At 47.4% G+C, this 20,206-nt stretch carries 21 protein-coding genes and 1 pseudogene; 10 read left to right on the top strand and 12 right to left on the bottom strand.

Going from position 1 to position 20,206, the window contains the following annotated elements:
* The 3 genes and pseudogenes from QVP94_RS13640 to QVP94_RS13630 all read right to left on the bottom strand — a co-directional run.
* Positions 1 to 196, bottom strand: a pseudogene (locus tag QVP94_RS13640) (site-specific integrase); the annotation flags it as partial.
* Positions 197 to 218: 22 nt separating this feature from the next.
* A complete protein-coding gene (locus QVP94_RS13635) occupies positions 219 to 1,517 on the bottom strand; it encodes a site-specific integrase (protein WP_015532740.1) in 1,299 nt (432 codons plus the stop codon).
* A gap of 201 nt (positions 1,518 to 1,718) precedes the next feature.
* Positions 1,719 to 2,018: an NAD-dependent epimerase/dehydratase family protein gene (locus tag QVP94_RS13630; protein ID WP_022192815.1), complete on the bottom strand. Its 300-nt coding sequence runs from the start codon at positions 2,016 to 2,018 to the stop codon at positions 1,719 to 1,721.
* 149 nt (positions 2,019 to 2,167) lie between these two features.
* On the opposite strand from QVP94_RS13630, the gene QVP94_RS13625 reads away from it, so the two are divergent.
* From QVP94_RS13625 to QVP94_RS13585, 9 genes are read left to right on the top strand one after another with little or no spacing between them, the layout of a single operon-like run.
* The gene (locus tag QVP94_RS13625; protein ID WP_022192814.1) at positions 2,168 to 2,995 is read left to right on the top strand and encodes an SDR family NAD(P)-dependent oxidoreductase; all 828 of its coding nucleotides are present in this window, start codon (positions 2,168 to 2,170) and stop codon (positions 2,993 to 2,995) included.
* A gap of 14 nt (positions 2,996 to 3,009) precedes the next feature.
* Positions 3,010 to 3,567, top strand: a complete 558-nt coding sequence (locus tag QVP94_RS13620; protein ID WP_022192813.1) for a GNAT family N-acetyltransferase — start codon at positions 3,010 to 3,012, stop codon at positions 3,565 to 3,567.
* On the top strand, positions 3,564 to 4,109 hold the full coding sequence (locus QVP94_RS13615; RefSeq protein WP_005854299.1) for a GNAT family N-acetyltransferase: 546 nt from the start codon (positions 3,564 to 3,566) through the stop codon (positions 4,107 to 4,109). The genes QVP94_RS13620 and QVP94_RS13615 overlap by 4 nt, the downstream gene beginning before the upstream one ends.
* Before the next feature lie 7 nt (positions 4,110 to 4,116).
* On the top strand, positions 4,117 to 4,581 hold the full coding sequence (locus tag QVP94_RS13610; protein WP_022192812.1) for a GNAT family N-acetyltransferase: 465 nt from the start codon (positions 4,117 to 4,119) through the stop codon (positions 4,579 to 4,581).
* Between the two features lie 56 nt (positions 4,582 to 4,637).
* Positions 4,638 to 5,150, top strand: coding sequence for a HEAT-like fold family protein (locus QVP94_RS13605; RefSeq protein WP_022192811.1), 513 nt, complete (start codon positions 4,638 to 4,640; stop codon positions 5,148 to 5,150).
* 3 nt (positions 5,151 to 5,153) lie between these two features.
* Positions 5,154 to 6,695, top strand: coding sequence for a family 43 glycosylhydrolase (locus QVP94_RS13600; RefSeq protein ID WP_022192810.1), 1,542 nt, complete (start codon positions 5,154 to 5,156; stop codon positions 6,693 to 6,695).
* Positions 6,695 to 8,332, top strand: a complete 1,638-nt coding sequence (locus tag QVP94_RS13595) for an RluA family pseudouridine synthase (protein WP_008780007.1) — start codon at positions 6,695 to 6,697, stop codon at positions 8,330 to 8,332. Before QVP94_RS13600 ends, QVP94_RS13595 begins: the two co-directional genes overlap by 1 nt.
* 39 nt (positions 8,333 to 8,371) lie before the next feature.
* Positions 8,372 to 8,602, top strand: a complete 231-nt coding sequence (locus QVP94_RS13590) for a hypothetical protein (protein WP_005854290.1) — start codon at positions 8,372 to 8,374, stop codon at positions 8,600 to 8,602.
* A gap of 28 nt (positions 8,603 to 8,630) precedes the next feature.
* Positions 8,631 to 9,233 (top strand): sugar O-acetyltransferase, encoded by a 603-nt coding sequence (locus tag QVP94_RS13585; protein WP_022192809.1) that lies wholly within the window; start codon positions 8,631 to 8,633, stop codon positions 9,231 to 9,233.
* Positions 9,234 to 9,253: 20 nt separating this feature from the next.
* Here the strand turns inward: QVP94_RS13585 and QVP94_RS13580 are convergent, their stop codons facing one another.
* From QVP94_RS13580 to QVP94_RS13560, 5 genes are all read right to left on the bottom strand, one after another.
* Positions 9,254 to 9,457, bottom strand: a complete 204-nt coding sequence (locus QVP94_RS13580; RefSeq protein ID WP_005854287.1) for a hypothetical protein — start codon at positions 9,455 to 9,457, stop codon at positions 9,254 to 9,256.
* On the bottom strand, positions 9,426 to 10,799 hold the full coding sequence (locus QVP94_RS13575; protein WP_036618493.1) for an MATE family efflux transporter: 1,374 nt from the start codon (positions 10,797 to 10,799) through the stop codon (positions 9,426 to 9,428). The genes QVP94_RS13580 and QVP94_RS13575 overlap by 32 nt, the downstream gene beginning before the upstream one ends.
* 207 nt (positions 10,800 to 11,006) lie before the next feature.
* A complete protein-coding gene (locus QVP94_RS13570) occupies positions 11,007 to 13,283 on the bottom strand; it encodes a GH92 family glycosyl hydrolase (RefSeq protein WP_008780005.1) in 2,277 nt (758 codons plus the stop codon).
* Positions 13,284 to 13,297: 14 nt separating this feature from the next.
* Positions 13,298 to 13,900 carry an acyltransferase gene (locus tag QVP94_RS13565; RefSeq protein WP_022192807.1) on the bottom strand — a complete coding sequence of 201 codons (603 nt, stop codon included), beginning with the start codon at positions 13,898 to 13,900 and terminating at the stop codon, positions 13,298 to 13,300.
* A gap of 10 nt (positions 13,901 to 13,910) precedes the next feature.
* Positions 13,911 to 14,615 (bottom strand): SAM-dependent methyltransferase, encoded by a 705-nt coding sequence (locus QVP94_RS13560; RefSeq protein WP_005854278.1) that lies wholly within the window; start codon positions 14,613 to 14,615, stop codon positions 13,911 to 13,913.
* A gap of 53 nt (positions 14,616 to 14,668) precedes the next feature.
* On the opposite strand from QVP94_RS13560, the gene QVP94_RS13555 reads away from it, so the two are divergent.
* Positions 14,669 to 16,066, top strand: coding sequence for a methyltransferase RsmF C-terminal domain-like protein (locus QVP94_RS13555; protein ID WP_009018035.1), 1,398 nt, complete (start codon positions 14,669 to 14,671; stop codon positions 16,064 to 16,066).
* A gap of 116 nt (positions 16,067 to 16,182) precedes the next feature.
* Here QVP94_RS13555 and QVP94_RS13550 read toward each other — a convergent pair whose 3' ends face one another.
* The 4 genes from QVP94_RS13550 to QVP94_RS13535 all read right to left on the bottom strand — a co-directional run bounded on the left by QVP94_RS13550 (position 16,183) and on the right by QVP94_RS13535 (position 20,150).
* A complete protein-coding gene (locus QVP94_RS13550) occupies positions 16,183 to 17,187 on the bottom strand; it encodes a DUF4837 family protein (RefSeq protein WP_022192806.1) in 1,005 nt (334 codons plus the stop codon).
* A 197-nt stretch (positions 17,188 to 17,384) separates the two neighbouring features.
* Positions 17,385 to 17,654, bottom strand: a complete 270-nt coding sequence (locus QVP94_RS13545) for a hypothetical protein (RefSeq protein WP_259341681.1) — start codon at positions 17,652 to 17,654, stop codon at positions 17,385 to 17,387.
* 82 nt (positions 17,655 to 17,736) lie between these two features.
* Positions 17,737 to 18,066, bottom strand: a complete 330-nt coding sequence (locus QVP94_RS13540) for a hypothetical protein (protein WP_022192804.1) — start codon at positions 18,064 to 18,066, stop codon at positions 17,737 to 17,739.
* A 5-nt stretch (positions 18,067 to 18,071) separates the two neighbouring features.
* On the bottom strand, positions 18,072 to 20,150 hold the full coding sequence (locus QVP94_RS13535; RefSeq protein ID WP_005854272.1) for an RNA degradosome polyphosphate kinase: 2,079 nt from the start codon (positions 20,148 to 20,150) through the stop codon (positions 18,072 to 18,074).
* Positions 20,151 to 20,206: the final 56 nt, after the last annotated feature.

The raw sequence follows: 20,206 nt of genomic DNA, 5'->3' as shown, positions 1-20,206 counted from the left end.
GCTTCTCTTCCGATACCAGGGCCACACGGGGCTTGTACCCCTGCTTCTCCGCGCTCCAGTGGTTGGGATTGATGGACAGTTCGCTTGCAGCCTTGATGTCCACTCCGCCAACATCCCGGACACGGAAATAGACACGTGCCAGATCCGTCACGTTGTTCTTGGCCGATGTCTTTCTGATGAATGCCGTCACTTTCATATATGTATCCTTTTTAAGTTTCCTAATTTATCATTTCAACCAGCTTGCGCTTCATGTCGTCGTCAATGGTGCGGTAACGTCTGAACGCCTTGCTTCCCTCCACGTGTCCCGACATGGAGGCTATCAGGTTCGGGTCGGGTACCTGCTTGTACAGGTTGCCTACAAAGGTCTTCCGTGCCGTATGGCTGCTAGCCACCTCGTACAAGGGTCTTTGCACGGTATTGTAGCCGTGCGTGTCAAGGATGGTGACCATACGGTCTATACCGCAATGCTTCAGCAGCTCCCTTATGCCGAGGTTATAGGTGTGTATAGACTTGAATGGAAGTAATTTATCCGCATTTGCATCATAGCGTTCCAGTATCTTCAATGCCTTTTCATGTAATGGTACTCTGACGGTCTTTGCCTGACACTTCTTTGTCTTCTGCGGCATGTATTCTACAAAGCCGTCTCTGATATTCTCCCTTGTCAGCCTGTAAAGGTCACTGACACGGCAGCCGATATAGCAGTGAAACACGAAAATGTCCCGGATGACCGCCAGTTTGGGGTTGTCACCTAGATCCGCATCGTACAGGATATTCCTTTCCTCTGACGTAAGAAAGAACGGATCGCCGTATGTCGGTTCCTTGCAGCCATAGAGGGCATAGACCTCATTGTCGGAATACTTCATTTTCTTGCACCAGTGCAGGAACGTACAGAAGAGGTTCATGATGTTGATGACGGTCGTGTTGGACAGCGGCTTGGGCTTATGGTTGATGAGCATACGAGTGGCATAAAATTCGGGATGTTCCTGACGCAGCAGGTATTCATCTGCGACATAATCCCGGAAATCGTTCATCTGTTCCAGTGTGACGGTTTCCACAAAGAGGGTGAAATCTGTGTTGCCCAGTATCTCCCGTTGGTAGTCGTGGTAACGTGACATCTTGCGCTCGAAGCGTATGATGTGCTCCTTGGTTCTCTCCGCACCGTCAAACTTCTCCAAATATTCATGAATACGGCAGAGCAGGTTCGGATGGTTGCGCTCGAAGGCGCGGACAGGGTACAGCACGTCCTCTATGGCCTGCTTCAGCCACTTGCTGTTCGCCTTATCCGAAAAGGTCTTTTCTACCCTCTCGATGATGGCGGCTATCTGTTCGGGCAAGCGTTTCTGTTCGGTGGCAGGTACTGCCGTCGTGCGTCTATAACTGAGCGTGTCCGCATCCCAATACTTGTCATATACGGCAAGGGGAGAAACGACCTTTATGTCCACGTTCTTCTCCCTGACCCGGAAGCAGATGTTCGAGGTCTGGGAATCGCTCTTTTTCAGATATACGGAAACTTTCATCGGCAATGCGTTTTTGATTCACGATGCAAAGGTACAATAATTCCCATACATGTTCCCATATATCCCGAAGAAACTTGAAACGGATTAAAACAAATTAAGATGTCTGTCCCGAATCCGATACCACATAAAACACTGTATATTAACGATTATATTTGCAGTTGTTATGCTTTTGTTTTCATTTTCGAGTTTTCAGAATATATATCAAAACATATATTGCAGTTCCACGCTTCTCGTGTTTATGGCATGCACCAACTGTCTGGTCACGCAAATACGGCTATCATACAACTCTTGTTTGTAAGCCTCCGTCCAACGTTTATTAATGGAAGCGCCCGCCAAATTAATGACGACTTCACAGGATTCCACGCATCGGCATAATTCATCAAAACAATCTTCCTTAAACAAATCCCGCCCTAAAGGGATAACATCATATCCTTTTCCCTCCAAAAAAGATGAAAGATGCTGACCGATATATCCGCTTGCCCCGCTGATCGCTATTCTCATAATCAATACTTTTCTATTAAAACAAATCCACAAGCAATTTAGATGGCAATTTCCGGTTCTATTTTAGTATCCCAAACAGAATATCGACTAAAAGAAATCGGTTCGACAGAAAACAACTATATTTGTCCTCATTTAATAGTGACTGAATCATGGCAGACAATTATCTGGAAAATAAGTACGCAGAATACCAAGCCCGGAAGACTTCCGGCACTAGAACGGGGCATACAACGAAGACACTTCATAAAACAAGAAGAGTCTTCATCACCGGTGGAGCCGAGGGGATCGGGAAAGCGATTGTAAGGGCTTTCAGAGGAGCCGGACATCGTGTGGCCTTCTGCGACAAGAACGAGACCTTAGGAAAAGAGACTGCCCTACAAACCGGGACACAATTCCATCTCGTGGACGTTAGTGATAAAACCGCACTGGAAGATTGCCTGCGAAAGATCATCGAGGAGTGGGGAGATATTGATATCATTATCAACAACGCAGGTGTCAGTCGGTTCTCTCCCATCACGGAAACAAGCGTAGAGGATTTCGACAAGATACTATCCATAAACTTACGCCCGGCGTTTATCACCTCCCGCCAATTAGCGCTCCATCGGCAATCCCTTGATACACCGAACCCATACGGAAGGATCATCAATATCTGCTCTACCCGTTACTTGATGAGTGAACCCGGTAGCGAGGGATATGCCGCCTCTAAAGGAGGTATCTATTCTTTGACACATGCGTTGGCCTTATCGCTCTCGGAATGGCATATCACGGTAAACTCTATCGCTCCCGGTTGGATACAGAATAACAATTACGACCAGCTTCGTTCGGAGGATCATGCTCAACATCCATCCGGACGGGTGGGCAAGCCGGAGGATATCGCCCGTATGTGCTTATTTCTCTGTCAAGAGGAAAACGATTTCATTAATGGCGAGAATATTACGATTGACGGTGGGATGACCAAGAAAATGATCTATCTCGACTAAATAAACATCCGTATATGACACAAACATCGAATATAGAGACCAACCGTCTTGTGCTCCGTCCTTTCACCGAAAGCGATGCTCCTGATGTTTTTGAGAGCTGTAAGAATCCAAACCTAGGCAATAACGCCGGATGGAAACCTCTTGAAACGATCGAAGAGACCATTGATGTACTAAATACCATATTTATCGGGAAAGAAGGGGTTTGGGCAATCGTATCAAAAGAGACAAAACAAGTCATTGGCTCCATTGGCATCATTCCTGATTCCAAAAGAGAAAACCCACATGCTCGCATGCTGGGTTATTGGCTAAAAGAAGAGTGTTGGGGACAAGGCTTCATGACAGAAGCAGTGCAATCCGTATTGAATTATGGGTTCATTCAAATGAATTTACATTTGATCACGGCGAATTGTTATCCTCACAATCAACGCTCACAACGTGTATTAGAGAAGAATGGATTCATATACGAAGGACGGCTTCATCAAGCAGAGTTAATGTATAATGGGCAAATATATGACCACCTGTGCTATTATCTTGAGAATCCGTCCTTATCCCGTAAAAACAACATCTTATGATTGTAGTAATAAAGGATTTATATACGCTCAAGAGCTGGGAAGATCAAGACACCGAATCCCTAGCCTTCCATTTGAACAATAAGAAAATCTGGGATAACTGCCGGGATGGATTACCTTATCCTTATACAAAAGGGAATGCCCGCTTCTTCATCAAACAAGCGCAGGAGAAAACAGATATATCGGATTTTTGTATTACGGTTGGTGGCGAGGCTATTGGTAACATTGGTTTTGTGAGAGGTACGGACGTAGAGCGTTTCAATGCGGAAGTGGGTTATTGGATTAGTGAGAAATACTGGAATCAAGGAATTGTTTCGGATGCGTTAACCGAAGCCATCCAGTATTATTTCGCACATACGGAGGTTATTCGTATATTCGCCACGGTCTACGAATATAATCCGGCCTCCATGCGAGTATTAGAAAAAGCTGGATTCAGGAAGACCGGCATTTTCAGAAAGGCTTGTTACAAAAACGGACAATTCATTGATGCGCATCATTTTGAATTGGTAGCAGATAAGAAACTAGAAGAGAATCAAAAAGAATAACATATCTATGGAAATTCGACAATTACCGGCAAATGAATACGATAAGGCATTAGACTTATCTCTGGACGTTTTCATCGAATGCGGAAGAAAGGATTTCGATGAAGAGGGGCTGGAAACTTTCAAGAATTTCATTTATAATAAGCAACTAGTAAATGAATTAACCTTCTACGGAGCCTTCGATGGAGAGTCTTTAATTGGCGTAATCGCGACAAAAAACGAGGGAAAACATATCTCCTTATTCTTTATCAAACCGTCTTATCATAGAAGAGGAATCGGTAAACAATTGTTCAAGACCGCGATCTTAAATCAGCCCGGATCAGAAATGACGGTTAACTCCTCTTCTTACGCAATCCCCATCTACAGAAAGCTCGGATTCGAGCCTGTCTGTGAGGAACAAGTGACGCATGGGATGAAGTATACGCCGATGAAACGAATGGGAACAAAAGTAAGAGAATTAGAGAAAGTTTGCTAAAAAGACTATAACTTTACGGCATAAAAGATCGAAAGATATAAGATTCAATGTTGTAAATGGATTTAAGAGAGAGATTATCTGACCGCATCCACATAGAGGATATCCATGAGATATTGCGATATGTGCAAGGAAGCCAGAAACGGAAATCGGAACTATACGGTTTGATCTTCGATCCGGACGAGACCATCGGTTATCAAGCGTTATGGGCCTGTAGCCATTTTTCCGCAGATGAGAATAAATGGCTATACGATAAACAAGATGAATTGATAAACGAGATTCTGGTCTGCAAGCATCCCGGTAAACGACGTCTTCTATTGAATTTGCTTTTACGACAGCCTCAAGCGAATCCCCCACGGGTGGATTTCCTGAACTTCTGCCTAGACCGGATGCTTTCAGCGAAGGAATTACCCGGTGTGCAAACGCTTTGCATGAAACTGGGATATGAGTTATGCCGTCCCATTCCAGAGCTATTACAGGAGTATAAGACACTACTCGATCTGGCGGAACCCGATTTACTACAAATCTCTTTGCGAACCGTACGTAAGAACATCTTAAATAAAATACGATAAAACATGAGAAAGATTTTCACACTACTCTTCTGTGCCGCCTCCTTGGCCACAGGACTAGCGCAACAAGAATCCTATTTTACCAATCCCGTGATCCACGGTGACGTAGCTGATCCTTCCATTATTCGGATCGATCAGACTTACTATATCACCGGCACCTCCTCGGAATGGGCCCCCTATTATCCGGTTTTCACTTCTACCGATCTGGTGAACTGGCAGCAAACCGGACATGTATTCGACGAGAAGCCGGAATGGACTAAGTCCTCTTTCTGGGCTCCGGAATGGTATCAGCATAAAGGGAAGGTATATGTCTATTATACGGCCCGGAAGCAATCGGATAACATCTCGTGCATCGGTGTTGCCGTGGCGGATTCACCTACGGGCAAGTTCAAGGATCACGGCCCGGTGGTAGAGTTCGGGAAGGAAGCGATAGACGCATTTATCTTGGAGGATAAAGGCAAACTTTACATCAGTTGGAAGGCTTATGGATTGGATAACCAACCCATAGAGTTATTGGCCTGTAAGTTGACGGACGATGGGCTTCGCCTAGACGGAAAGCCTTTCAGCCTGCTGCGTGACGATGAGCGTCAAGGTATGGAAGGTCAGCATTGGTTCAAGAAAGACGGATATTACTATATCATCTACTCCGTGAGAGGCTGTTGCGGCCCGCAGAGCGATTACGCCGTATCCGTGGCTCGCTCGAAGAAGCTGGAAGGTCCTTACGAGAAATACCTAGGAAACCCGATCTTGCACGGAAGCAAGGAGGTTCTCTCCATCGGTCACGGAACGATTACGACTACACCGGACGGACGCATGTATTACCTATGCCACGCTTACCAGCCGGGAAGCGGCTTCTACCAAGGTCGCCAACCTTACCTGCAAGAGGTGAGAATGGGTGAGGATCATTGGCCTCACTTCGTAACCGGGGAATACGCGAGCCGCACGCAACCCATGCCATTTGCCGAGTCCGCACAAGTGCCGGTATTCGATTTCTCGGATGATTTCACCGGTGCGACCTTGCGTCCCGAATGGAGTTGGAACTATCCTTACACGGATGTCAAGACCGAGATCAAGAACGGTAAACTATCTCTATCCGGAACACCGAAACCCGGCGTAAAGACCGGAGCGGCACTTTGTTTACGCCCAACCTCCCCGAATTACACGTTGGAAACAGCGATCGTAAACCGGAATGACAGTTGGAAAGGAATCACGATGTACGGAGACGCAAATAACCTAATCACCTGCGGATGCGCAGGAGACCGTTTGATATTGAAATATATCTTAGAGGGGAAAGAACATCAATTGGCCGATCTTCCTCTTCCCGCCTCGCCTTTATATCTACAGATGAAAGTGACCGACGGTACGCATAGCACGTTCTACTGGAGTAAGGACGGACAAGCATGGAACGAGATCGTCGGCGAAGCTCTCTCCGCGAAAGAGACCCGGTCGTTGATCCAATGGGATCGTATCTCCCGTCCGGGATTGTATCAAGAGGGAGATCCTACGGCACCGGCCGTTTACGCTTATTGTCTATTAAAAAATGAATGATGGAATCTAAGTTTCACACGTTTGCCCAACCGATACAATCGATCCCCTTACCGGAACGATTCACGTATCCTTTTCACTATACACCGCATCCTCTATGCGTAATAGCGGCTGAGGAGACGCAGGCATACCTGAAAGAACGAACCGAATGGCGGGAAGAGTTACAAACCGGAAAAATGTTCGGCGTATTGGTGGTTCGTACTCCCGCCGGAGAGGTCGGCTATCTGGCTGCGTTCTCCGGTAACCTAGCGGGGAAGAATGTACATCCTTTCTTCGTCCCCCCGATCTATGACCTATTACAACCGGATGGTTTCTTCCGGCAAGAGGAGGAGCAGATCAATGAGATCAATGCCCGTATCCGAACCCAGCAAGCCTCTCCAGCTCTCGAAGACGCACGGTCGAGGTTACAAAGCACGATCGAATACTGCGATTTCGTATTACAGGCCGCAAAAGACTTGATGAAAAAGAGGAAAGAGGAGCGCGACCGACTTCGGCAATTCCCTCTCACGGAAGAAGAGACCGCACTTCTTATTAAAGAGAGCCAACACATGAAAGCCGCTCACAAGCTAACCAAGAAATCATTGCGGTCTATACTGGAGGAGGATCAAGCTAAGGTGGATCGGCTTGAGCAGGAGATCGAGCAACTGAAGCAAGAACGCAAGCGACGGTCGGCGACCTTGCAACGCAAGTTGTTCGAACAATTCCGAATCCTGAACGCCCGGGGCGAGGTGAAGGACTTATGCGAACTGTTCGCTCCTACCTCACAAGGTACGCCGCCTGCCGGAGCGGGTGAGTGCGCCGCCCCTAAACTCTTACAATACGCCTACCAGCATCAGTTGGAACCGATCGCCATGGCAGAGTTCTGGTGGGGCGATTCTCCCAAGACGGAGATTCGGCACCATGGGTATTATTATCCGGCTTGCAAAGGAAAATGCGAGCCGATCCTCCATCATATGCTACAGGGATTGCGGGTAGATGAGAATCCGTTATTGGCGGACTCTCACCGGGAGACGAAACTGGATATCCTTTATGAGGACGACTATTTGTTGGTCATCAATAAACCGGAAGGTATGCTCTCCGTTCCCGGCAAGGGAGACGCGGACTCCGTCTATCAAAGGCTATCGATCCTTTACCCGGAAGCCACCGGCCCAATTATCGTACATCGCTTGGATATGGCGACATCTGGCTTACTACTCGCCGCCAAGACCAAAGAAGCGCATCAGAACCTGCAAGCCCAATTCAAGAACCGAACCATCCAGAAAAGGTATATCGCCTTATTAGAGGGCGAAGTTCCCCAAGATGAGGGTGAGATCCGTCTCCCGCTATGCCCCGATCCATTGGACAGACCCCGACAAATCGTAAGCGAAGAATTCGGGAAACCTGCCCTCACGCACTACCGGGTATTGGAACGGACTTCAGGAAAAACCCTTATCGCCTTTTATCCCCAGACCGGACGTACCCACCAGCTACGGGTACACGCCGCCCATCCCCAAGGCCTTCATTGCCCCATCCTTGGCGACGAACTTTACGGGCGAAAGGCGGAACGGCTCTATCTGCACGCTGAATACTTAGCGTTTACGCATCCTATCACTTCCGAAAGGATAGAGATACGTGCCAAGATTCCATTTTCTCAACACTAAAACTGTCTATTATATCCAATAACTAAACAGATACTAAAGATGAGAACTATCAGAAGTAAAATATTAATAGCCATGGGATGGGTAATGCTTATTAGCGTCATTGTTTTAGGCTTCTTCGGCATCCCTACTGGTATACTACTGTGCGCCTTGATAGGACTAGCCTATGGAGGCTATAAACAAGATAAGCCTTTCCGTCTATATTCTTCTATCGCCCTGATTGCGACTATCGCCTTTTTCATCGTCTTCTATATACAACTTCAACATATGTAAATAACCGTATCAAATCCCTGTAATCATTATGGAAACAAATTATCAAAAGTTCTTGGCGGGCGAGTATTGCAACCATCTGGATCAAGAAGTCCTGCAAATGATCGTCCAGACGAAAAACCTACTCGCTCGTTTGAACGCAACCAATATAACCGACAGCGCTACAAGAGATGCCCTCTTACGCCAAATGCTAGGAAGCATTGGCAAGTATTCCAGCATTGATATAAATTTCCATTGCGAATGCGGGAAGCACATCTTTATTGGTGACAAGGTCATTATCAATATGAACTGTACGTTTTTAGACGATAATATTATCAAAATAGGAAATAACGTCCTCATCGCCCCCAACGTACAATTATATACGGCTACGCACCCGATAAATGCGAACGAACGCTTCGTGAATGATTGGGACGAACGATCGGGGGATTTATTTTTCAGGACAAAAGCCCTCCCCATCGCCATTGAAGACAATGTTTGGATTGGTGGTGGAACGATCGTCTTACCCGGCATCACGATCGGGCGGAACAGCGTGATCGGGGCAGGCAGTGTAGTGACAAAATCCATTCCCACCTATAGCGTGGCCGTCGGTAACCCATGTAGAGTGATCAGAGAGTTACCCAAAGAAGACTTATAAGAACTTGCCACCCATTAAAATCACCGGCATTTCCTAGGCGCTCCATGCCATGAGCATCCTAGGCAAAATACCTCTGTCAAGTCAAATCCGGACAGATCCGCAGTAGGATCTTTGGGAACGACCTCCCCATTCTCGTAAACATACACTAAAAGACGTTCCCCGTCCGCATTCTTTACATACATAGAAGGGATATCACACTGCGGACACCGATACTTTCTCATCATCTAATCTTTTCTTTATCTTTTTATAAACATACAAAAACGCCGGTATCAAGAATAAGTCAGCGGCGACCCAAGCCAACGGATCACCGAAGCAAACGCCTAAGAATCCAAAAGCGGGAACCGCATACAAGCTCACCAAGATACGTGCGATCATCTCTGAAACACCCGAGAGCATCGCAAGGTTGCTGAAACCTACCCCTTGTATCGCGTAACGCAAGATGCACAGTAGCCCGACAGCCGGGAAGAACCAGCAAGAAATATGCAAAAACTGCTCCGTATAGTCCAGTATCTCGACCTCGGATGGAGCTACAAACAACAAAGCCAACGAACGAGATCCCAGCATCAAGATCATCCATGTAGCGGCGGCATACGTAAGCATCATCAACGCACTTACTTTAATTCCCCGCAAAATACGCTCCGGCTTTCCCGCCCCATAATTCTGTCCGCAATACGTAGCCATGGCGATACCTAAACTCTCAAAAGCACAAATGAAGAACATCTTGATACGGGCGGCGGAAGTAAAGGCGGCGACACAGGCCGTACCTAACGCATTATTGGCGCTCTGCAACATGATACTGCCGATGGCGGTAATAGAGAATTGTAATCCCATCGGGACCCCCATCGCCAACAAGGTACGGGCCAGCCCGGCATGGAACCTTCGGTCCTCGGAGGAAGTAGCCCGTAAGATCGGGAATTTCCGAAGCATATATAAATAACATAGAATGGCGGAAAGCCCTTGCGAGAAAACCGTAGCGATAGCCGCTCCCATCACACCCCATCCTAACCCCAAGATGCAGAATAAATCCAAGAAAACATTCAAGACCGTAGAGAACAACAAGAACCAGAATGGAGTCTTGCTATCCCCCAAAGCCCGCATGATACTTGCCAACAAATTATAGAAGAATGTACAAGGAATACCGATAAAAGTAACAAACAAATAATCATAGGCCCCATCGAAGATATTCCCGGGTGTCTGCATCCCCCGCAAGATATCCCGGCAATAGAAACCGGAGACAGCGGCGATCACCACGGACATCACCGTAGCCAATTGCAACCCCACCGCCACGTAACGGCGCATCGTCGCATAATCCCTCGCCCCGAACTTCTGAGCTACCGGGATGCCAAAACCGGCGCAACATCCGTTACAGAATCCCAGAATCAAGAAAATCACCGAGGTACTGGCTCCTACGGCAGCCAGCGAATTAATACCTAGGAATTTACCAACGATAGCGGCATCGATCAGAGAATAAGTCTGCTGAAGTAAGTTCCCTAGCAATAACGGCATCGTGAAACTGAATAGAAGAGGGAATACAGCTCCCCCCGTCATCTCTTTTGAGTTTGCCATACATCTAACAAATAAAAGGATTTAAGAAAGACGGATAAGTCGCTACAAAGGTAATCAATCACTAATAAAAAACAATTCCCGCCCGCTATTATTTTAAGCGGTAGTCTACAAGAAACAACAATGCCCATCGTAAGGTCTTTACAATGGGCATCGTAAGGTGCTTAGAATGCCTATTGTAACAGGCTTACAATGGGCATCATGGTTTTCTTATTCCAACGAGAAAGAATAGGGGCGATCACTATCCTGCGTACCTCGCTGTTTATTAGGGGTATCGCTCATTTGGTATTGAATTTTCGCACCACCTAGCAACTGCTCGTGTGTCAAGAAATTGCGGGTATATGTCTTGCCGTTTACTTTCATACCCTTGATGTAACGGTTCTCCCGATCAGCCTTGTCCGCTTGGATCAACACCTGCTTTCCGTTATCCAGATGGAGTTTTACGGATTTGAACAAAGGGGTACCTAATACATATTGGTCGGTACCCGGACATACGGTATAGAAGCCTAAGGCAGAGAATACATACCATGCGGAAGTCTGTCCGTTATCCTCATCGCCGCAATAACCATCCGCCTCAGCGGTATAGAGCTTATGCATGATCTCGCGCACCCAGTATTGGGCTTTCCAAGGCTCGCCGGAATAGTTGTATAGATACACCATATGCTGGATGGGTTGGTTGCCATGGGCGTATTGTCCCATGTTCATTACTTGCATCTCACGCATCTCATGGATCATACCGCGGCTATCCATACCCAAACGACTAGGCATCTTGAAGACGGAATCCATCATATGATTGAATTCCTTCTTTCCTCCCATTAAGTCGATCAGGCCTTGCGGGTCGTGGAAAACACAGAAACTCCAATGCCAGCTGTTTCCCTCGCAGAAATCACGGCTCCAGTCCGTACCTTTAAAAGTCGGATTGAACTCGCCCTTATCAGAGCGTCCGACCATCAACTTATATTTTGGGTCGTACACATTCTTATAGTTGTTAGCCCGTTGCTTGAAGATATCGATCTCGCTTGCCGGCTTGCCAAGTTTTTTGCCCAAGGTATAAATCGTCCAGTCATTATAAGCATATTCCAAGGTACGAGCCACGTTTTGTCCGATACCGATATTATTCGGTACATAACCCAGTTTATTATACTCCTCGTAAGCGACACGACCGGAAGCCGTTCTCGGCAGTTGGCTATTCGCGTCATGCTTCAAGGCTTCCCAAAGCGTCTCGATATCGTATCCTCTCAAGCCTTTGATATAAGCGTCGGCTACCACGGAAGCGGAGTTATTGCCGACCATGCAATCCCGGTGGCCCGGACTTGCCCATTCCGGCAAGAAACCGCTCTCTTTATAAGCGTTCACCAAACCTTCCTGCATCTTTTGGTTCATCTCCGGATACATCAGGTTCAAGAAGGGGAAAAGACAGCGGAACGTATCCCAGAAACCGGTATCGGTAAACATATAGCCCGGCAAGACCTCACCGTTATAAGGGCTATAATGTACGACTTGGCCCTTGGCATCGATCTCATAGAAGCTACGAGGGAAAAGCAAGGAACGATACAAGCAAGAATAGAAAGTACGCAAGTTATCGATGTTCGTATCCTCTACCTCGATCTTACCTAATTCCCGGTTCCAGATTTCCTTCCCTTTGGTCACTAGCTGATCGAAACCAGTATCTCCCACCTCACGCAAGTTTAACTCGGCCTGCTCGGTGCTGATGAAAGAAGAAGCCACGTTGGCATGCACCACCTCGCCGGCCTTTGTCTCAAAACCGATGATAGCGCCGGCATGGTTTGTCTTCACCTCCGACTCATCCAACTGGATCGCCCCGTTCTTAACCGTAGAGGAGAACGTGAATGGCTTATCGAATTGGATCACGAAATAATTCTTGAAGTTACGGGGAACACCGCCCGTGTTCTTCGTGGAATAACCGATGATCTTACGTTCCGCAGGCAATACCTTTATATAAGAGCCTTTATCGAAAGCGTCGATGACGATATACGCTTTCTTGGTTTCCGGGAATGTAAAGCGGAACTTAGCCGCACGTTCCGTCGGAACCAACTCGGTAGTCACGTCATGATCGGCTAGATAGACCTTATAATAATAAGGTGTAGCCACTTCCCCTTTGTGAGAGAACCAGCTAGCCCGTTTCTCCTCGTCGAAGACCAAGCCTTCGGTAGTAGGCATAATGGAGAACTGCCCGTAATCGTTCATCCACGGGCTCGGTTGATGGGTTTGCTTGAACCCCCGGATCTTATCCGCATCGTAACGATAGGTCCAGCCATTCCCCATCTCGCCGGTCTGGGGAGTCCAGAAGTTCATACCCCAAGGCATGGCCGTGGCCGGATAGGTATTTCCGGTAGATAATTCGTACTTGGATTGGGTACCGACTAACGTATTCACGTAGTCCACAGGATTCTCCACGGCAGAAAGCTGCATGCAGCAAGCTATCCCCATCGCTAAGATTCCTTTCTTGAAAAAAGATGTTTTCATGTTTGTATAGAATATTAATATTGTCTGTATTGATGAGACGGGGCGTGCCCCGTCTCATCAACTTGGTGATTGTGTAGGCGGTAACGTTGGCCGCTTTCCGGACAGGTGGCGAATCCTTCGGAGTCAAATACAAGGCGATGGCCGTACTCGCTTACCCAACCGATCTGGCGGGATGGATTTCCTACGACCAGCGCATAAGCCGGAACATCCTTCGTTACCACCGCCCCGGCACCGATCATGGCATACCGCCCGACTGTATGTCCACAAATAATCGTAGCGTTAGCTCCGATCGAGGCCCCCTTGCCAATCACCGTCTCCTTATACTGGTCTTTCCGAGAGATAGCGCTACGCGGATTGGTTACATTTGTAAACACGCAACTAGGCCCCAAGAACACATCATCCTCGCAAATCACCCCCGTATAAATAGACACATTGTTCTGTACCTTCACGTTATTCCCTAAGACCACGCCCGGCGATACGACTACATTCTGGCCGATATTACACGTCCTGCCAATCACGCATCCCGTCATGATATGGGAAAAATGCCAGATATGGGTTCCTTCCCCGATCTCACAACCGGCATCGATTACCGCTGTCTCGTGCGCTTGATAACTCATATCAATCCTTTTATTTATAGATTAGGAAAATAGTGGGCTTCTTGCTCAGATCGGGAACTTTACCCGCCCATTCCTTGACCGGGCGAGTATGGATATACTCATCCTCACACGTTATATTCGAGGCAATACACAGTTTCGTAGACGGACGGCACGTACGGATCAACTCCTCGGCCAGTTTATTATTCCGGTAAGGAGTCTCGATAAACAATTGCGTCTGATGCTCGGAATAAATTCTTCCCTCCAATTTCTTGATCGTGTTCGTTCGCTCGGAAGCATCAATCGGCAGATAACCGTGAAAAGCGAAACTCTGTCCGTTAAAGCCCGATCCCATCACCGACATCAAGATAGACGAAGGCCCGACCAACGGTACCACCGGATAATCCTTCCGTTGGGCGATAGCCACTACGTCAGCACCCGGATCAGCGATCGCCGGACAACCCGCCTCCGAGATCACGCCAACGCTCTCGCCTTTCGCCAAAGGAGCCAGATAACCAGCTACTTGTTCCGGTGAGGTATGTTTATTCAGCTCATAAAATGTCAAGTCATCGATCACGATCCCCGGCTCCACCTTTTTCAAGAAACGGCGTGCCGTACGCACGTTTTCCACGATAAAATGCCGGATGGATAAGATCACGTCACGGTTGTACTCTGGTAAAACACGGCGATGTTCCGTATCGCCCAAGGTAACTGGTATAAGGAAAAGAGATGCTCGCATACTGTTTGTTTTCCGCGAAAGTAGTATTTTTGCCGCAAACTAACAGAATAATCATGGCACTTCCTATTGATTTTATTACCCGTACACGGGCTTTACTTGGCGAGGAGTTCGATCGTTTAGAGGCAGCGTTAAGCGCTGATGTTCCCGTAAGTATCCGTATCAACCCGATGAAAGGGACTCCCGCTCCCAAAGCAGGTGCTCCAGTCGCTTGGTGCGAGAGCGGTTTTTATTTGCCGGAACGGTTGTCTTTCACCTTCGATCCTCTATTCCATGCGGGGGCCTATTACGTGCAGGAAGCGTCTTCCATGTTTCTGGAACAAGCGATCAAGGCATACGTGAAAGAGCCGGTACGTTGCCTGGATTTATGCGCCGCCCCGGGTGGCAAGTCCACGCATCTGGCGAGCTTATTGCCGGATGGAAGCCTGTTAGTGAGCAATGAGGTGATCCGCAGCCGGAGTTATGTATTGGCCGAGAATATCGCTAAATGGGGCCACCCGGACACGATCGTTATCAATAATGACCCGGAGGAGATCGGCGAGGCATTGCCTCATCTGTTCGACGTGATCGTCACCGACGTACCTTGTTCCGGTGAGGGCATGTTCCGGAAAGATACGGATAGCACAGGCGAATGGAGCGTAGATAACGTACGGCTTTGCGCCTCCCGTGGGCGGCGCATCATCCATGATATCTGGAACGCCTTGAAACCCGGAGGTATCTTGATCTACAGTACATGTACCTATAATACGGAAGAGGATGAGGAGAACATACATTATATAATAGAGGAGCTGGGAGCCGAGGCATTGCCTATCCCTACCCAAGAGGAATGGCAGATCACCGGCGCCCTCCGGTTTGAACATCCGGTTTACCGCTTCTTCCCGCATAAGACACGGGGCGAAGGCTTTTTCCTCGCCGCCCTCCGGAAAGCGGAAGGCGAGATCGAGGAAATTCGTGTCAAGTCCAAAGGGAAAAAAGAGCGAGGAAAAGCCGCTCCGTCCATCCCACAGGAGGCCCGTCTGTTCCTTTCGGATGAAACTTCGTTTTCTCTCGAATGGAACGGCAGTTTCCTTCGAGCGTATCCCAAAGCCCATTCGGATCTATTTTCACTCATCAATGCCAAGCCTTTACGGGTACTTTCCGCCGGTATTTGCCTAGGAGAAGCGAAAGGGAAAGACTTTATCCCATCTCAAGAGCTGGCTTTAAGTACTGCCTTAACCCCCAATGCATTTCCATCCGTGGAACTGGAATGGGAAGACGCTATTAAATTCTTAAAGAAAGAGGCGCTCGTCTTACCCTCCGGTACAGATAAGGGATATGTGTTGGTACGCTACCAAGGACTTCCGCTAGGTTTTGTAAAGAACCTTGGCAACCGGGCCAATAACCTGTATCCGCAAGAGTGGCGTATACGGACGGGATATATTCCGGAGGAAATCAAACTATTTTTAGGACGATAAGACCACTATACAGGCATAAAGCCACACGTATATACGTATAAGACCACACTTACGTACGTGTAGGCCGATGCGTATATACGCATGAGGTTACGCCTATATACGTGAGAGAATCAATCCTAATCCACGAATCGCAACGTAAACAAGGCGGCCTCCATCCGGCGGATCAAGTTCGCCTTTTTTGATTCCGGGGCATAGACAAAGCTTTCCGCTACGATAACCCGCCCTTTTTTCTTGTCGAGCAGGGCATGGCTGACAAACGGGCCGCCCATCTTATCTCCTTCCATACGCCAAAGACCACGCAATACGCCGCGGTATTCGCCACGGTAGGTGATCGGCTCGTAAGAAAGCTCGAAGCGCTTCTCTGTCTTCATATAAGAATTCGGGAAAGAGCCCGGTACGTTCCGCCTCACTACAGAATCACGCATAGCGACCAGATAATCTTCGGTAAATGCCTCTTGAGCCGTATAGGGAAAACTATATACCAAGATATCAGTCCGTCCCCGATTTGCGTTATTCGAGCCCCAAAAGAAATCGGTCTCTTCCTTATAGGCCGACATATCTTCCGGCACGAACAGCGAGATACCGAAACGGGACTTCAACTTCTCATTGATCCAACTGCTATGGCTCTTAGAAAGTCCAACTATCCAACGTTCCCTTTCCACTCGATTGAAATGGTTGACCAACCGTCCTTCATTTAATAAAAGGAACTCGGTTAAAGCAGCGGTAGTCGGAGCATACAGAGTCACAACATTCTGACCGCTGGCCCATTCATCGGGACTCTCTCTTGTTCCAGCTTTCGTATACCGGTTAGGATCTACGGATACGATCAAGATATTTCGTACGTATCGTAATAAACCGGAAAAGCCCGATGGCTCCGAATAGGTGACACGCATAGATGCTTCCGCTTGAGGCAAAGCAGGTATCGGCGCTCGCAATTGTTCTTGCAGCAACTCCCCCACCTCACCATTCCATGCGTCTCGATCCATTACAACCACCACCTCGAAAGGCCATCCGGTAGCCCGCCGTAGCGAGGCCACCGGAGAGGACGAAGTCCAATCACAAGCGGAAAGCTCCACCATTAGGCTAAGGCTGATCCATAGTAGTACAGTTTGTGTTCTCATAGCATTCCTGATTATTCGTTCTTAAAAATTAAATCACACACCGCAAAAGTACAGGAAGGATCGTAAAGAGGAAAGAAATGGTACCGGACAAAACAAGCGAACATCAAACAACTAATAATCACACATATAAACCACGCAATGGGAGATAAACGGATAATATTGCCGGACAATCACGACAAACAAAATAACTTTAAGCTTTATAATAAACGGACATAGGCATCCAAATCCGTCTTTTCATCCAAGCCTAGACGTTTTTTTAAACGGCCTTTCGATTTGGTTAACGCATCCGGAGTATTATTAAACACGGCTAGTTGCTCCTTTCGGGAGAAATTCCATTTGATCAAGCAACATATTTCCTGCTCATGGCGGGTAATACTGTATTTATTTCTCAGATCGGTTAAGAAGTTATTAAACAGAAGATCGGTCATACCAATAATCTCAGCCCATTCCTCTTTACTTGGATTCACATGGAGAGGATCATCTTTAAGGGCACATAAAAGCTTAGGTACATCCACATCTACTTTTCCGGTAGCATTGTCCAATAAGTTATTATCGCCGGAAAGAACAAGGATCTCTCTCCAACTGCTCCATCTTCTGGCGATAGGCCGTCAGCTCCGTCTCGATCCGGTCATAAGCCTCCGAGCGGATGACCAGAGAATCCCGTTCCCGCTCCAAGCGTACGACTTGCTCTTGATAGGAGGCTAATTGTTGTTTATAGCGATACATATTCGCTTTATTCTGCCGAATGCGAGAACGGACAGATTCATTTCTCTCCCGGATACGTCCCGTACGTACTCCCAACAAAAAGCTAAATACCACCGCCACGATCAAGGCTAAGCAACCAGCCCCCCAATCAACAAATCCCCAAAACTCCCCCATCCCGGTTACCGTATGGATTTATTTCTCAAATAATCATAGATAGCCAATTGCGAACGCACTTTTACCGGATTATCATCACACTTAAAATTATTACGTAACTCGCCATCCAAATAACAAGCTTTCACGTTGTCACTTAGCTGGATATTCAAGATATCGATTATCTCCCTCTTCAGATCCGGATCGAGGATCGGGAAAGCCGTCTCGATCCGTCGGTTCAAATTCCGACGCATCCAATCAGCCGAGGTAAGGAAAAGATCCTCCTGACCATCATTCAGAAAATACCAAACCCGTGAATGCTCCAAAAACATATCCACGATACGAGTAACCCGGATGTTTGCGCTATAAGGTTGGTTCGGTACCAGGCAACAAATCCCCCGAACAATCAGATCGATCTCTACCCCCGCCTCACTCGCATGATAGAGTTCCTCGATCATATGTTGGTCATGCAGTCCGTTCATCTTTAATATGATCCGTCCTTTTCGGCCTTCCCGCACATGCTCGATCTCCCGCCGAATCCTACCAGTCAATTCCGAGACCATATTGAAACGGGCCACCAACAAATGGCGGAAAGTAGGTTCTTTCATACGCCCTTCCAAAACAGCGAATACTTTATTGATATCCGTAATAATCTCCGTATTCGAAGTCAACAGCGCCATATCCGAATAGATCTTAGCCGTCTTCTCATTGAAATTACCGGTACTCAAATAGGCGAAATCACGCCGTTTAAGTCCCTCGGACGTATCCTTCCGAAGAATGACCGCAACCTTCGCATGTACTTTCAAGCCCGGAATACTATAAATGATACGAATACCGGCCTGCTCCATACGCTCTGCCGTACTCATATTATTCTCCTCGTCGAAACGGGCTTTCAATTCCACAAATACCGTCACTTTCTTACCATTCTGGGCAGCGCTGACCAGCGTATTAATCACGGCCGAATTCTCTGCCACTCGATACTGGGTAATCTTGATCTCATCCACCTTCGGATCAAAGGCCGCCTCCATCAAAAAGCGGATCAAATAATCAAACGACTCATAAGGGAAATGCAATAAGATATCCCGCTTCTTCACGGCCTTGAATACCGACCCCATCTCATCGAGGAAAGGCACACGCATAGGCACCGGTGGCTGCTGCTCTAAATGCTTTCCCGCCGGATTCGGCAATTTCATCAAGTCCTGCAAATTATTATATCGTCCACCTAACACCAAGTCCTCCGACGTAATACCAAAGGCATCGCAAACAAAAGCCAGAAAATCATCCGGCATCGCTTGATCATACATAAAACGGCTCAAGGCTCCGATCTTGCGTTTCTTTACCTTCTTACGGATATTCTCCACGATATTCGCCCGGCTCTCATCATCCAAATAAATATCCGCATCCCGGGAAATCTTGATGCTGTAACAGCCATCAATAATATAACCGGGAAAAACATTCTGTAAATTCGCACGGATAATGTCGTCGATAAACATGATATAATATTTCCCGTCATGCGGAGGCAACTCGATAAAACGGGGAACTTTCGCATAAGGAATCTTCATCAACGCATAATGATACTCGGGTACGAAGCCCGGCTCATTCATCCGCTTGCTCCGCTTAATCATACGGATCACAAGGTAAAGCCGACGATCCCGGATGAACGTACGTATATCACCGGCTTGAATCATGACCGGCGACAGGAATGGGAAAACCTCCTCATTAAAGAAATTATGGACAAACTCTTCATGGAAAGGTTCCGGCTTCTCATTCTGGTATAAGTAAACATTCTGGCGATTCAATTCCGGCAATATCTTCTCCGAGAAAATACGGTAATAGTCCCGTTGCTGGCGGTTAACCTCCCGGGTAATAGCCGCCAAGGTCTCTTCCGCCTCAGCTGCGCTCTCCTCCGAATAATTCTTTTTCATGATTACCCCCCGGTGTTCCGCAACCCGGATCTCATAAAATTCTTCCAGATTCGAGGAATAGATAGAAAGGAACTTAATACGCTCATAAATAGGCAGCGTATCATCTTCCGCTTCCAGCAAGACACGGTAGTTAAACGACAACCAGCTTAAGTCCCGTTTAAAATATTGATATGAATTCTCCATAATATTCTTATCTTAGGCGTGTAAATATAGATACTTTCGAGCAATAAAAGAAATTG

This window comes from Parabacteroides sp. CAG:2 (genome assembly GCF_000436315.1).
GTDB classification, from domain to species: Bacteria; Bacteroidota; Bacteroidia; order Bacteroidales; family Tannerellaceae; genus Parabacteroides; species Parabacteroides distasonis.
This window is presented reverse-complemented; position numbering and strand designations above follow the sequence as displayed.

What these genes read in the sequence shown, in the direction of transcription:
- QVP94_RS13565 (WP_022192807.1), bottom strand. Translation starts at nt 13,900, where the DNA reads ATGAGTTATCAAGCGCACGAGACAGCGGTAATCGATGCCGGTTGTGAG.
- QVP94_RS13580 (WP_005854287.1), bottom strand. Translation starts at nt 9,457, where the DNA reads ATGATGAGAAAGTATCGGTGTCCGCAGTGTGATATCCCTTCTATGTAT.
- QVP94_RS13600 (WP_022192810.1), top strand. Translation starts at nt 5,154, where the DNA reads ATGAGAAAGATTTTCACACTACTCTTCTGTGCCGCCTCCTTGGCCACA.
- QVP94_RS13570 (WP_008780005.1), bottom strand. Translation starts at nt 13,283, where the DNA reads ATGAAAACATCTTTTTTCAAGAAAGGAATCTTAGCGATGGGGATAGCT.
- QVP94_RS13615 (WP_005854299.1), top strand. Translation starts at nt 3,564, where the DNA reads ATGATTGTAGTAATAAAGGATTTATATACGCTCAAGAGCTGGGAAGAT.
- QVP94_RS13610 (WP_022192812.1), top strand. Translation starts at nt 4,117, where the DNA reads ATGGAAATTCGACAATTACCGGCAAATGAATACGATAAGGCATTAGAC.
- QVP94_RS13595 (WP_008780007.1), top strand. Translation starts at nt 6,695, where the DNA reads ATGGAATCTAAGTTTCACACGTTTGCCCAACCGATACAATCGATCCCC.
- QVP94_RS13560 (WP_005854278.1), bottom strand. Translation starts at nt 14,615, where the DNA reads ATGCGAGCATCTCTTTTCCTTATACCAGTTACCTTGGGCGATACGGAA.
- QVP94_RS13535 (WP_005854272.1), bottom strand. Translation starts at nt 20,150, where the DNA reads ATGGAGAATTCATATCAATATTTTAAACGGGACTTAAGCTGGTTGTCG.
- QVP94_RS13585 (WP_022192809.1), top strand. Translation starts at nt 8,631, where the DNA reads ATGGAAACAAATTATCAAAAGTTCTTGGCGGGCGAGTATTGCAACCAT.
- QVP94_RS13540 (WP_022192804.1), bottom strand. Translation starts at nt 18,066, where the DNA reads ATGGGGGAGTTTTGGGGATTTGTTGATTGGGGGGCTGGTTGCTTAGCC.
- QVP94_RS13550 (WP_022192806.1), bottom strand. Translation starts at nt 17,187, where the DNA reads ATGAGAACACAAACTGTACTACTATGGATCAGCCTTAGCCTAATGGTG.
- QVP94_RS13590 (WP_005854290.1), top strand. Translation starts at nt 8,372, where the DNA reads ATGAGAACTATCAGAAGTAAAATATTAATAGCCATGGGATGGGTAATG.
- QVP94_RS13620 (WP_022192813.1), top strand. Translation starts at nt 3,010, where the DNA reads ATGACACAAACATCGAATATAGAGACCAACCGTCTTGTGCTCCGTCCT.
- QVP94_RS13575 (WP_036618493.1), bottom strand. Translation starts at nt 10,799, where the DNA reads ATGGCAAACTCAAAAGAGATGACGGGGGGAGCTGTATTCCCTCTTCTA.
- QVP94_RS13630 (WP_022192815.1), bottom strand. Translation starts at nt 2,018, where the DNA reads ATGAGAATAGCGATCAGCGGGGCAAGCGGATATATCGGTCAGCATCTT.
- QVP94_RS13605 (WP_022192811.1), top strand. Translation starts at nt 4,638, where the DNA reads ATGGATTTAAGAGAGAGATTATCTGACCGCATCCACATAGAGGATATC.
- QVP94_RS13555 (WP_009018035.1), top strand. Translation starts at nt 14,669, where the DNA reads ATGGCACTTCCTATTGATTTTATTACCCGTACACGGGCTTTACTTGGC.
- QVP94_RS13635 (WP_015532740.1), bottom strand. Translation starts at nt 1,517, where the DNA reads ATGAAAGTTTCCGTATATCTGAAAAAGAGCGATTCCCAGACCTCGAAC.
- QVP94_RS13625 (WP_022192814.1), top strand. Translation starts at nt 2,168, where the DNA reads ATGGCAGACAATTATCTGGAAAATAAGTACGCAGAATACCAAGCCCGG.